This is a genomic window from Sorangium sp. So ce321 (assembly GCF_051530195.1).
Classification (GTDB): domain Bacteria; phylum Myxococcota_A; class Polyangia; order Polyangiales; family Polyangiaceae; genus Sorangium.
The window spans coordinates 14,308,549-14,320,368 of record NZ_CP150329.1 but is presented as its reverse complement, the minus strand read 5'-3'; the positions used below and the strand labels follow the sequence as shown (position 1 = coordinate 14,320,368).

Below are 11,820 nucleotides of genomic sequence, written 5' to 3'. Positions count from 1 at the left end.
CGACGTCGGGTCATGCGGTGACGACGGGACGCCGCAGGCGCGCCGGACACCCGATCCGAGCCGCTCACGCCGCGCTTCAGGAGAGTTTCAGGCGAGGCACAATCAAGGTCACCGGCTGCTCCACCGGCGGGTTTTCCCGGTAAGGGCAGTGACGGCACTTCGAGTTGCAGCAGTATCCGCGCTTCAGGTGGTACACCTCTGTGAAAACCACCCGGCCCCCCTCGAGGTAATAGTCCTCGCCCTCGATCGCCTTGGGAGGTTTCGGCCCTCGCATCTACCCTCGATCAAGCTACTCCGAAAACCGCACCGACGCCATCCGCGCCTCGCGCGCCGGCTCGCTGGCCTCGCCTCGCGCGCCGGCTCGCTGGCCCCGCCTCGCGCGCCGGCTCGCTGGCGTGACGCCGCTCGTGCTACGCCTGCGCCGCCCGCCGCACCTCGCCTGCTCCGGCTGGCCCGCCCGCGATGCCCGATCGATCCTCCTCGAAGCTCCTGCGCGCCCTGCTCCCGCTCCTCGCCGCGACCGGCTGCGACGGCTGCCCGAGCTCCAAGCCCTACACGCCCTACACGCTCGGCTCGGCGACGCCCTCCGGCTCCCCGCCCCCGCTGAGCGGCGTCGCCCCCGGCGCGGCGGACGCCGGCCCGGAGGCCGGCGCCCCGGACGCCGCCGCCCCGCCCCGCTTCGCGGTCGTGCCGAGCGTCCCGGCGCCCGCGGGCGGCAAGCAGTGGCCCCTCGAGGGCGGCGCCGTGGTCGCCGCGCCGACCGGGCGCACCTTCGAAACCGGGCTCCTCCTCGACGCCGACGGGGACGGCGCGCGCGACCTCGTCGTCTGGGCGCGATCGCCCGACGGCCTGCGCGGCGAGCTCCTGCTCGCGCCCGCCGCGCGGCCGCAGGCGCTGCGCACGCTCACCGCGCTCCCCGGCGACCTCGCCGCGCAGGGGTGCACCCCGCGCGTCGCCCTCAGCCAGATCGGCCCGTCGACGCTCGCCTTCGACTTCGCCCCGCAGTGCGGCGCCGACCGCCGCGCCGCCAGCGCGGGCGCCACGCGCTGGCTCGCCGTGATCCGCCTCCCCGGGTCCGCCGCGGGCGCGGGCGCGCCGCCGGAGCTCGCCCTGGAGCTCCGCCTCCGGGCGCCGCCGCCGGAGGAAGCCCTCTCCGCCGCCCTCGAGGTCGCCGACCGCGACGCGGACGGCCGCGACGACCTCCTCGTCACGCTCGGCCTCTCCGGCGCGCTCCGCCCCTTCTCCGCCCCCCATCCCGCCCCCGCGGGCGCCGCCTCCGAGCTCCGCGCCCCGCTCATCTTCCTCGACCGCCCCGCCGGCCTGTCGCGCGACGCGGCGCAGCCCGGGGAGACGCTGCGCGCCCTCGCCGCGTCCCTGCTCCGCGACGCCCGCGGCAAGGCCACCGCGCCGGCCGTCGCCGCCGCCGCCCAGCGGCTGCGCCGGCTGAACGCCCTGCTCTGCGCCGACGCCGCGGGCGGCGGCGCGCTCGCTGGCCGCGACGCCGCCCGCGCCGGCGAGGCCCTCGTCTGGACGGGCGCGGGCCCGGTGCGCTGCGGGGAGCCGGGGCTCGCGGCGGCGATCGACAACGCCGAGGCGGTCGCGGCGTCCACGCGAGGCGCGCCGCTCGCGGCCGTCGCGGCGCTCGACCACGGCGCCGAGCCCCGCGCCAAGGACGCAGACAAGCTGATCGCGAAGGTCGCGCCGCCGGCGGCCGCCACCGCCGTGTACCGCACCGCCGCCGCCCCGCAGCCGGCCGGCCCGGGCGCCTTCGGCCCGCTCGCGTTCGAGGCGAGCGGCGCCCTGCTCGTCCGGACCGCGCAGGGCGTCGTCCGCGTCGACCCCGCGACGTCCACCGAATCGGCGACGGACGTCCCCCCGTGGCCCGCGGCCATCCATGCCGGCCCCGCGCAGCTCGTCGCGGTCGAGCGGCGCTGCGACGCGCCCACGCTGCTCGCGCTCTTCCGCAGCTCCGCCGACGCCGTCGGCGAGATGGAGGTCCCGCTCCCGCTGCTCCGCGGCCAGGGCCCCCGCGCCCGCGCGGCCTCGCCCGAGCGCTGCGCCGGGACCGAGCGGCTGCCCTTCTCCCCGCTCGCCGCGTCCGAGGGCGGCTTCGACATCGCCGTCGGCGCCGCGCTGGTCTCGATCGACCTGCGCGCCGCCGCGCCGGCCTCGTCCGCGCTGTCGTTCCCGCTCACCACGCCCGCCCCGCAGGGCGCGGCGCGGTCGCCCGACGGCGCCACGCTCGCGGTCCCCGCCGCCGGCGGGCTCCTCGTCGCGACCGCCGGGGGCCCCGCGCGCCTGTGGTCGGGCGGCGATCTCGCGCAGGGGACGGCGTGCGCGCCGGCCAACGGCGGAGCCCGCGTCGCGTGCGTCGTCGGCGCGGCCGCGGTGATCTTCGAGGCGAAGTGACCCCCGGCGGCCCGCGGCCGCGTCCGCGATCCCCCGGGGGGTCAGCCAAGGGTCAGCCGAGGATCAGCCGAGGATCAACCCTTGTTGACGCGCTCCAGGTACTTGCCGTCGGTCGTGTCGATCTTGATCCACTCGCCCTCCTTCACGAAGAGCGGGACGTTGACGGTCGCGCCGGTCGACACCGTGGCGGGCTTGGTGGCGCCGCTCGCCGTGTCGCCCTTCACGCCCGGCTCGCTGCTCACGATCTGGAGCACCACGTGCGGGGGCATGCTGACGCCGATCGGCTGCCCGTTGAACAGGGTCACGTCGATCGACATCCCGTCGCTGAGCCACTTGGCGTCATCGCCGATCTTGTCGCCGGAGACCGTGAGCTGCTCGCCGGTCGCCGCGTCCATGAACACGAAGTCGGTGCCTTCCGGATAGATGTACTGGAGGCTGCGCTCTTCCACGTCCGCCGGCTCCAGCTTCTCGCCCGATTTGTACGTGCGCTCGAGGACGGCGCCCGTCGCCATGTTCCGGATCTTGACGCGGGTGAACGCCTGCCCCTTTCCCGGCTTGACGAACTGGAAGTCGATGACCGAGTAGGGCTGGCCGTCGACCATCATCTTGAGGCCTTTTCGGATGTCGCTTGTGTCCATGGGCAGAGCTTCCTGGTAGCGTAAGGGCGGCCTGTCGGCGAGGCCGGGGATCCGCGTCCGCGGCCCCCTGGCGCGGCTCGGGAGTCCGCGTCCGCGGCCTCCCGGGCGCGGTTCAGGGGTCCGCGTCGCGGCCCCTTAGCACGAGCGCGGCCTCCTGCACAGGGCGCGGTTTCAGGACCTGAAAATGCACGACTTCGACGACGAGCTCCGGGAGATCAAGCGTGAGATCGTGGAGTCCCGTGGGCTCATCATCAAGACGAACAACCTCACGAACGCCCTCGCGGCGGATCTGAAGGGCATCTCCAAGCGCCAGATGGCGTACGAGCGGCGCGCCTTCTGGAACAGCGCGAGCGCGAACCTGCTCTTCGTGATCGTGGTGATCGGCGTGGTCAAGCTCGCCTGGGACGCGCGCGTCGACGCCGTCCAGGCCGAGACGAAGGGCGCGCGCGACCGCATCGCGAAGCACGAGGCCGATCTCAAGGAGATGCAGCAGCGGAGCGACGCGCGCGCCAAGGCCGAGAGCGACGCCGCGGCGTTCTACGAGCTCATCCGTGCCGAGCGACGGCAGGAGGTGATCGAGGGCTTCGAGGCGCTGCGGAAGGCGCCGCTCACCCGGGCCGAGCTCGCTTTCTTCACGGACGCGGTCGACCAGGCGCGCTCGGAGCTCTCGATCAAGTCGTACCAGACGGGGCTCGATCACATGCGGACGGGCCGCTGGCACGAGGCCGCGGTCGCCTTCGAGGACGCGATCCGCCAGAAGGAGACGGCGTCGCACACCCCGTCGGCCCGCCTCAACCTGGCGCGCGCCTACCGCCGGCTGAACCGGCAGCGCGACGCGATCCCGCTGCTCATGACGCTCTCCGAGGCGTCGCCGGACCGCGAGGTCATGGATGACGCGACCTTCCTCTTGGCCGAGTGCCTCCTCGACATCCAGGCCTGGAACGACGCGAAGACGACGCTGCGGTCGTTCATCCGCCGCTTCCCGGACAGCGCCTTCATCAACGACGCGCGCCTCGCCCTGGCCGACGTCTCGCTCCGGCACTGACGCCGGCGCGCGCTGCCTCAGGACGGGGAGCGCACGTCGATCTGGCGCGGCTCGTCCTTCTTCTCGAACCAGCTCGAGCGCAGCTGACGGCGCAGGCCTGACGCGAACAGGCAGTCGCGGAACGCGTTCTGCTCGAAGGTCACGGCGCTGTGCGCGAGCGGGGTCTCGATGAAGATCGCGCGGCCGCTCAGCAGCTGCTTGCGCGTGAGCTCGCCGGGGCGGCGCTCGTGCAGGCAGGCGACCCCCTGCGCCTCGAGCGCGCGCTCGAGCTCCAGGTTCAGCCGCCGCACGTCGCCCGCGACGAAGTGGCTGATGAGCTTGTGCCTGTCGCGCCCCGACTGCCCCTTCCGCTCGAGCACCCAGTCGCGGAACGCGTCGACCTCCCCGTACAGCGCGTCGAACAGGTACACCTCGTTCACCTCGCAGCCGCCGAGGCGGAGGCACGCGGCCGCGACGCGGTACCCGCCCGAGTGCGCCGAGAGGCAGAGCCTCCCGAGCTTCGCCTGCCGCGGGACGGCGCAATCGCCGAGCGCCCGCCGCGCCGAGGGGGTGTCGAGCACCGACGCGAGCTCGCCGCACAGCCGCCGGAGGCCGCCCTGCTGCCCGAGCTTGCCCGGAGGCGACTCGGCCGCGTTCACCGCCCCCTGCGGCACGACGAGCACCGCGTTCTGCTTGCTCTCGTGGAGCTGCTCGCGGAGCTTGTGGACCTTGATCGCCCGCTCCGCGGTCGTGACGTGGCCGTGGAAGTGCATCACGAGGTCGAGCTCGTCGCCCTCCGGCGCGCGGTAATGGGCCGGCACGAAGACGATCACGGTCGCAGCCCGGTACGGGGCCCCGTCGCAAGGAAAGGGCGCCTGCGTGAGCTCGAGCTTCAGCGTCACGCCGAGGTCGGAGGTCTCGACCTCCTTCACCTTCGAGTCCGCCCTGGCGAGCGCCAGCGCCGGGTCCCAGAGCCCCGGCGCGGCCACGACGCCGCCCGACACGCCGAGCGCCCTGAGGAAGGCCCGACGGCCGAGCGCGGGCGCTGCGAAGCGGGACGGCCTGGCGGCCTCGTCGGATGTCACCCCAGCGCGGGTACTACGCGTCCCCGATCAGGGCCAAGAAACCGCCAGGACGCCGCTCGTCAGGGCTGGTTGCCGACCGCCGCCGTGCTCACCTGCGCGAGCAGGTCCTGGATGCGCCGGACGAGCTGCGCCGGCTCCTGCACCACGCCCTCGACGAGGAGCGCCTGGTCGAGGAGCAGCTCGGACCACTGGTTCACCCGCTCCGAGCCGGGCTCGCGCCCCGCCAGGATGTTGAGGTTCTTCACGACCGGGTGGCTCGGGTTGAGCTCCAGGATGCGCTTGGACTCCTCGGTGCTCTGGTCGATGAGCTTCATGATCCGCTCGAGGTTCGCCCCTGGGTCGCCCTCGGCGGCGACGAGGCAGCTCGCGCTGTCGGTCAGGCGCCGCGAGACGCGCACGTCCTTCACCCGGTCGCCCAGCGCCGCCTTGACCGCCGCCACGGCCGCGTCGACCGACTCCTCCGGCTGGTCCTTCTTCTCCGGCTCGCTGCCGAGATCGACGTCGCCGTGCGTCACGCTCTTCAGCCGGCGCTTGTCGAACTCGTTCAGCGCCTTCACCAGCCACTCGTCGACCGGATCGACGAGGAACAGCACGTCATAGCCGCGCTTCCGGAACGCCTCGAGGTGCGGGCTCTGCTCGACCGCGCGGCGGCCGAGCCCCGTCACGTAATAGATCTCCTTCTGCTCCTCCGGCATCTTCTCCACGTAGTCGCGGAGCGAGATGAGCTTGCCGGCCTCCGTGTTCATCGACTCGAACCGGCACAGCTCGGCGATCGCGTCCTTGTTCTTCCAGTCGCTGGTGGAGCCCTCCTTGATGACCCGGCCGAACTCCTTCCAGAAGCTCGCGTAGCGCTCGGGGTCCGACTCGGAGAGGTCCTTCAGCGACTTGAGCACCTGCTTGACGATCTGCTGCTCGATCTGGGAGAGCGTGCGGTTCTCCTGCAGCATCTCGCGCGAGACGTTCAGCGACAGGTCCTCGGAGTCGACGACGCCGCGCACGAAGCGCAGGTACATCGGCGTGAGCTTGTCGCAGTCCTCGACGATGAGGACCCGCTTCGCGTAGAGGCGGATCGCCCTGCGATCCTTGTGGAACATGTCCGGCGGCGCCTTCTCGGGCACGTAGAGCAGGGCGTGGAACTGCACCGGCGCGTCGATCGACAGGTGCACCGTGAGCAGCGGCTTCTCGCCCTCGTAGCCGCCGGTCACGTGCCGGAAGAACTCGGCGTGCTGCTCCTCGGTGATCTGCGACTTGGGCAGCGTCCAGAGGGCGGCCGAGCGGTTCGCCACCTCGTCGTTCACCTTGATGGGGAAGTGAACGAAGTCGGAGTACTTGCGGATGATCTCCTTGACGCGCCAGGCCTTCGTGTACTCGCGCGCGTCCTCCTTGAGGTGGAGGACGATCTTCGTGCCGGGGTGCTCGCGATCGCCCGGGGCCACGGTGAACGAGCCCGCGCCGGACGACCGCCACAGGACGGGCTCGGCGCCCGGCAGCATCGAGCGGGTCTGCACATCGACGCGCGAGGCGACCATGAACGCGGCGTAGAAGCCGACGCCGAACTGGCCGATGAGCTGGAGCTTGCCGCCGTCCTTCTTCTGCTTCGCGGCCTCGGCGTTGGCCTTCAGGAACTCCAGCGACCCCGAGCGCGCGATGGTGCCGAGGTTCTCCACCACCTCGTCCCGCGTCATCCCGATGCCGTTGTCCTCGATGGTGAGGGTCCGCGCCTCGTCGTCGAGGGTGATGAGGATCGCGGGCTCGCCCGACTGCTCGGCGACGCCCTCGCGCGTGAGGACCAGGAAGCGCGCCTTGTCGAGCGCGTCCGACGCGTTCGAGATGAGCTCGCGGAGGAAGACCTCCTGGTTCGCGTAAAGCGAGTTGATGACCAGCGCGAGGACCTGCTGCACCTCGGCCTGGAAGGGGAGCTCGACGGCGCCCGCCGCCCTGGTCTCGTCGGAGGTGGACGGCGCGGGCGGCTGGCCGCCCGCCTCCGCGACCGAAGGCTCGGCAGAGGGCGTGGCGCCGCTGGTTTCGGGGTTCTGGCTTTCCGTATTCATCTCGGCGACCAAATGGATCCGATTTTCGAAAGGGCAATCCCCTGACGCGCAGCGGGGCGCCTCCCCGACGCGCCGTTGGGCCCCGCCCTGCTCGAGGGTCCCCCGTCACGGCGCTCCCGGCCAGGGTGGGGGCTCGGCGTACCAGTCACAGGTCGCCACCTGCGCAGCCTCCGCCCAGATCGAGCGCTGCACGCCTGGCTCGTGACGTCGAGGTCGCTGGCCGCGATCCCCGCATCCGTGCTCGGCTTTTCCGGAGAGTAAGGGTTTCTTCAGAAGGGCGGCGGCGCTAGATTCACCGAGGTTGCACCCTCGCCGTCGGGGAAATCTGTTGTGGTAGCACTTCTCCGTGCAGTAGTCCGTCTTGTCCCGGTAATCGGGATGTTGGCGCTCGCGGGGTGCGGCAACGGGGGCAACGGGGGCAAGGCGGCGGCCGACGACCTGAAGCGTCTGCCCGCTGTGCTCCAGTTCGAGGGCCATGTCTACGTCCCCGCCGATACGAGTGATTTCAAGATCCTCGAGCGCGTGCGGGCGCAGACGCGCTCGGTGTTCACGGGGCTACGGCGGTCCCGGGTGATGGTGAGCCGGCGCGAGGTCCAGGGCGCGACGACGGACAGCTTCGTCAAGGAGGCCGTGACGGTCGTCGACGCGGCGTCGGGGCGGCGCGACCTCGCGCTCCGCGTGCGGTACCGCTATGTCGCCCGGCCGGAGATCGCGAACGGCATCGACGATCGGAAGGAGATCGCGCTCGCGCTCCTGCACCGCGAGGACGACGACGTCGCGGAGCGCGTGCTCCAGGAGTGCACGACGAAGCCCGAGCTGACCAAGGGGGGATTCAGCGCCGTCGGCCTCGACTTCGATCCGTCCCTCCCGAGCTGCAAGGCCGCGATCGACGCGGAGCAGGCGGCGATCGACGCCGCGCGCGCGAAGGTGCCCGAGCTCGCCGGCGGCTCGCCCGCGTCTGCCAAGGACACCGTCGTCACGGTCGAGGAGGTGCGGCGCCTGTACATCCCGACGCGGGTGACGGTCGAGCTCCGCGAGCGGAGGCCTGGCGAGGTCGCGCCGCGCTATGTCCCGGTGGATCGTCCGGAGGAGGTCGCGCGGGCCGCGGCCGAGGCGCCTCCCGGCGCCCGGGGTCCCGAGGAGCTCGAGCCGGTGGCGGTGCTCGTCGACCCGGATGTCTCGGCGCGGCGGACGCCCGAGGAGCAGGCGATCGCGGACGGCACGCTGATGCCGCAGCTGCCCGTGACGGGCGGGACGAGCGTCGAGAGCGGCGGGAGGCGGCTGCCCGAGGTCGTGAGCCCCGCGGTAGCGCAGGGGCAGCAGCGCAAGACGGAGCCCCAGAACGAGCGGTTCGAGATCCCGTTCGAGACGCTGGCAGACCCCAAGTTCCTGGTGGTGTGGCTGAGCCTTTTGATGGCCTATCCCATCCTCCGGGGCGACCCGCGGAAGCGCGGCTGACGCGGTCTTTCGAGCGCGGCCGACGCGGTCTTTCGAGCACGGCCGACGCGGTCTTTCGAGCACGGCTGACGCGGTCTTTCGAGCACGGCTGACGCGGTCTTTCGAGCACGGCTGACGCGGCCTGGAGCGAAGCGGCTCAGCCCCTTCGCGCGCCTGCGCTCCAGCGCTTGCGGGCGCGCGAGAGGCTGCCCGGCTCGGCGAACCCGACGAGGAGCGCCGCCTCCTTGGCGCTCGCCCCGCGGTCGAGCAGGTCGCTGGCGCGCGCGCGGCGCTCGCGGTCGACCAGGTCCTGAAAGCTCGTGCCTTCCTCCTGGAGCCGGCGCTGCAGGGTGCGGGCGCTCATGTGGAGCCGCCGCGCCACGCTCTCGAGGCGCGGGGCGGCGACGTCGAGCTCGGCGCGGAGCATCGAGCCGACGCGCTCGGAGAGCGACGCCGACGAGGGGAGCGCGGCGACGGCCGTGAGGGCGATGCGCTCGAGCGCGCGCCCCAGGAACTCCGGCGGCGCCACCACGGCGCGCTCGACCACCTCCGCGGGCAGGGCGAGCTCGTTCTCGGCGCGGCCGTACGCCGGCGAGACGCCGAGCGCCGCGCAGAGCGCGCCGTCGGGGCCGAGCCGGTCGTGCCGGAGCTGCACGGCGTGGCCGTCCGCGGGCCTGCCGGTCAGCAGCTGCACCGCGTCGACGATCTCGACCAGCGCGCACTCGGCCAGCACCGCGCGCGCCACGGCGCTCCGCCCGGGGTGCTCGAACCGGACGGCGAGGCCGCCTCGGCGCGCGCCCAGGGTGAAGCGCTCGCCGTCGCCCCAGACGCGCTGGTAAGCGAGGGCGCGGGCGAGCCCGTCGCGGAACGAGGGGCCGGCGAGCAGCAGGAGCGCGGCGACGCCGTACGTCTCCTCGTCCCTCACGCGCGCCAGCGCGGCCCCGAGGCCCGCCGGTCCGACGCGCGACGCCGCGGCCTCGATGGCGCGGTCGAGCGCGGCGTACGGGATGCGGCAGCTGGGCCGCCGGAGCTCGCCCTCCGTGGCGCCGAGCGCCGCGAGGAGCGGCGCCGGGTCCGCGGCGCGATCCGCGAAGAACCGCACGAGGCGCAGGGCCATCGCGCCCGAGATGCCGGCGCCGCTACCCCGCGGCGTCATCCGACGATCGGGATGGCGCGCGAGGCCATGCGATCTGGCGTGTCCGGCCGCCGCCTCCGCGGGGGGCGCGGGCTACGTTCCTCGCCATGATGCTGCGCCTCATGAAGATGTTCAGTCTCGCATTCGTGGAGACGGCGGTCGAGCGCGCCCGCCGCGGGCCTGCTCGCCCGAGCTGGGGCTTTGGCTTCGAGTGGGTGGTCCGGTTTCTCCGCCGCGACTTCAGCGACATGCTCGACTGGCCCTATCCCAGGGTCCGGGCCGAGCTCGACGCGCGCCGGTATTCCGACAAGGCCGTCCGGCGCGTCCAGCGGACGAACGATTCCCTGAAGGGCGTCCCCGCCGTCTGGTTCGAGCCCCCGGGCGCGATGGAGCGAGGCGTCGTCCTCTACTTCCACGGCGGCTCGTACCTGTACGGCTCCACGAGGACCCACGCGGACATCATGGCGCGGCTCGCGCTGGCGAGCGGCGCGCGCGTCGTGGGGATCGACTACCGCCTGGCGCCGGAGCACCCCTATCCCGCCCAGCTCGAGGACGCGCTCGCCGCCTTCGACGGGCTGGTCGAGCGGGGCCACGCGCCGGGCGAGATCGCGCTCGCGGGCGACTCCGCCGGCGGCAACCTCGCCCTCGTCGCCCAGCTCGCGCTGCGCGACAGGGGCGCGCAGGCGGGCTGCGCCGCGCTCATCTCTCCCTGGCTCGACCTCGCCGCGAGCAGCGCCTCGACGCGCGCGAACGATCCGACCGATTACGGCACGAGGGACGGCCTGGCGCGCCAGGCGCGCGATGTCGCTGGCGCGCTCGCGCTCGACGATCCCCGGCTGTCGCCCCTGCACGCGCGCCTGGACGGCCTGGCGCCGCTCTTCATCCAGGTCGGCGACGCCGAGCGCCTCCAGGACGAGGGCGTGGATCTCGCGCGGCGCGCCCGCGCGGCGGGCGTCGACGTCATGCTCGACGTGCTGCGGGACATGCCGCACAACGGACCGGTCCTGGCCGAGTACCACCCCGAGGGCGCCCGGGGCGCCGAGACCCTGGGGTCGTACCTCCGAGCGTGCCTGTCGGCGGCCTCGCCGGCGCCGCGCGCTCGGCCGCCGTCGACGCGCCCGGGCGCCGGCGCGCCTGCGCACCGGGCCTGAGCGTCGCGCCGGGCCCGTTGCGGTGCGCGCGCGCAGCGCGTACTGGATCGCGCCCTGGGGTTCGCCTCGTGGGGACCTCGTGGAGGACGCGGACGATGACCCCTACCCAGGACCTTGTCGATCTGGCCCAGCGGCTGGCGGACGCGAGCGGCGCGGTGATCCGGCGCTATTTCCGCAAGGGCGTCGAGGCCGACGACAAGGCGGACGCGAGCCCGGTGACGGTCGCGGACCGCGAGGCCGAGGCGGCGATACGCGAGCTCCTCGCCGCGGCCGCGCCGGACCACGGGATCGTGGGAGAGGAGCTTGGCCGCGAGAACGAGGGGGCCGAGCTCGTGTGGGTGCTCGACCCCATCGACGGGACGAAGGCGTTCATCACGGGCAAGCCGCTCTTCGGCACGCTCATCGCCCTGCTGCACCGGGGCCGGCCCGTCCTCGGCGTCATCGATCAGCCCGTCCTCGGCGACCGCTGGCTCGGCGCGCTGGGCCGGCAGACGCTCTTCAACGGCGAGCCCGCGCGCGTCCGCGCCTGCGCGGGGCTCTCCCTGGCGCGCCTCTCCACGACGGGGCCGCAGTACTTCCCGCCGGCGGCGGCCCGCGCCTTCGGGGCGGTCGCGGCCCGGGCCAAGCTCCTGAGCTACGGCGGCGACTGCTACCAGTACGGCCTCGTGGCGAGCGGCTGCGTCGACGTCGTCGTCGAGCACGGCCTCAAGCTCCACGACTTCGCGGCGCTCGTCCCCGTGATCACCGGCGCCGGCGGGCTCATGACCGACTGGGAGGGCCGCCCCCTCGACGCCGCGAGCGCCGGGGACGTGGTCGCCGCCGGCGACCCGCGCGCCCACGCCGAGGTGCTCGCCGCGCTCCGCGCCGCCGGCTGAGGCGCGCCGGCGCGC

The 11,820-nt window shown here is 73.6% G+C and carries 10 protein-coding genes; 5 read left to right on the top strand and 5 right to left on the bottom strand.

Features of this window, described 5'->3' with window-relative positions; translation table 11 throughout:
• Positions 1-76 precede the first annotated feature (76 nt).
• Complete coding sequence (locus WME89_RS53225) at positions 77-274, bottom strand: DUF5522 domain-containing protein (protein ID WP_438007131.1); 198 nt, start codon at positions 272-274, stop codon at positions 77-79.
• 188 nt (positions 275-462) lie between these two features.
• Between WME89_RS53225 and WME89_RS53220 the strand changes: the two genes are divergently transcribed.
• Complete coding sequence (locus WME89_RS53220) at positions 463-2,409, top strand: hypothetical protein (protein ID WP_438007130.1); 1,947 nt, start codon at positions 463-465, stop codon at positions 2,407-2,409.
• A 74-nt stretch (positions 2,410-2,483) separates the two neighbouring features.
• Here the strand turns inward: WME89_RS53220 and efp are convergent, their stop codons facing one another.
• The gene (efp, locus tag WME89_RS53215) at positions 2,484-3,047 is read right to left on the bottom strand and encodes an elongation factor P (protein ID WP_437506746.1); all 564 of its coding nucleotides are present in this window, start codon (positions 3,045-3,047) and stop codon (positions 2,484-2,486) included.
• Between the two features lie 184 nt (positions 3,048-3,231).
• Between efp and WME89_RS53210 the strand changes: the two genes are divergently transcribed.
• Positions 3,232-4,092 (top strand): tetratricopeptide repeat protein, encoded by an 861-nt coding sequence (locus tag WME89_RS53210; protein WP_438007129.1) that lies wholly within the window; start codon positions 3,232-3,234, stop codon positions 4,090-4,092.
• Positions 4,093-4,109: 17 nt separating this feature from the next.
• On the opposite strand, the gene WME89_RS53205 is transcribed toward WME89_RS53210, so the two are convergent.
• Positions 4,110-5,156 carry a hypothetical protein gene (locus tag WME89_RS53205; RefSeq protein ID WP_438007128.1) on the bottom strand — a complete coding sequence of 349 codons (1,047 nt, stop codon included), beginning with the start codon at positions 5,154-5,156 and terminating at the stop codon, positions 4,110-4,112.
• A 59-nt stretch (positions 5,157-5,215) separates the two neighbouring features.
• Positions 5,216-7,207 carry a molecular chaperone HtpG gene (gene htpG, locus WME89_RS53200; RefSeq protein WP_438007127.1) on the bottom strand — a complete coding sequence of 664 codons (1,992 nt, stop codon included), beginning with the start codon at positions 7,205-7,207 and terminating at the stop codon, positions 5,216-5,218.
• Positions 7,208-7,585: 378 nt separating this feature from the next.
• On the opposite strand from htpG, the gene WME89_RS53195 reads away from it, so the two are divergent.
• Positions 7,586-8,665 carry a hypothetical protein gene (locus WME89_RS53195; RefSeq protein WP_438007126.1) on the top strand — a complete coding sequence of 360 codons (1,080 nt, stop codon included), beginning with the start codon at positions 7,586-7,588 and terminating at the stop codon, positions 8,663-8,665.
• A gap of 136 nt (positions 8,666-8,801) precedes the next feature.
• Here WME89_RS53195 and WME89_RS53190 read toward each other — a convergent pair whose 3' ends face one another.
• Positions 8,802-9,800, bottom strand: coding sequence for an AraC family transcriptional regulator ligand-binding domain-containing protein (locus WME89_RS53190; protein WP_438007125.1), 999 nt, complete (start codon positions 9,798-9,800; stop codon positions 8,802-8,804).
• A gap of 101 nt (positions 9,801-9,901) precedes the next feature.
• Between WME89_RS53190 and WME89_RS53185 the strand changes: the two genes are divergently transcribed.
• Entirely contained in the window at positions 9,902-10,930 is a 1,029-nt protein-coding gene (locus WME89_RS53185; RefSeq protein WP_438007124.1) for an alpha/beta hydrolase, read from the top strand.
• 95 nt (positions 10,931-11,025) lie between these two features.
• Positions 11,026-11,805 (top strand): histidinol-phosphatase, encoded by a 780-nt coding sequence (gene hisN, locus WME89_RS53180; RefSeq protein WP_438007123.1) that lies wholly within the window; start codon positions 11,026-11,028, stop codon positions 11,803-11,805.
• The last annotated feature ends 15 nt before the right edge of the window (positions 11,806-11,820 follow it).

Coding starts and splice junctions, on each gene's coding strand:
- WME89_RS53225 (WP_438007131.1), bottom strand. CDS start 274: ATGCGAGGGCCGAAACCTCCCAAGGCGATCGAGGGCGAGGACTATTAC.
- WME89_RS53220 (WP_438007130.1), top strand. CDS start 463: ATGCCCGATCGATCCTCCTCGAAGCTCCTGCGCGCCCTGCTCCCGCTC.
- efp (WP_437506746.1), bottom strand. CDS start 3,047: ATGGACACAAGCGACATCCGAAAAGGCCTCAAGATGATGGTCGACGGC.
- WME89_RS53210 (WP_438007129.1), top strand. CDS start 3,232: ATGCACGACTTCGACGACGAGCTCCGGGAGATCAAGCGTGAGATCGTG.
- htpG (WP_438007127.1), bottom strand. CDS start 7,207: ATGAATACGGAAAGCCAGAACCCCGAAACCAGCGGCGCCACGCCCTCT.
- WME89_RS53195 (WP_438007126.1), top strand. CDS start 7,586: ATGTTGGCGCTCGCGGGGTGCGGCAACGGGGGCAACGGGGGCAAGGCG.
- WME89_RS53190 (WP_438007125.1), bottom strand. CDS start 9,800: ATGACGCCGCGGGGTAGCGGCGCCGGCATCTCGGGCGCGATGGCCCTG.
- WME89_RS53185 (WP_438007124.1), top strand. CDS start 9,902: ATGAAGATGTTCAGTCTCGCATTCGTGGAGACGGCGGTCGAGCGCGCC.
- hisN (WP_438007123.1), top strand. CDS start 11,026: ATGACCCCTACCCAGGACCTTGTCGATCTGGCCCAGCGGCTGGCGGAC.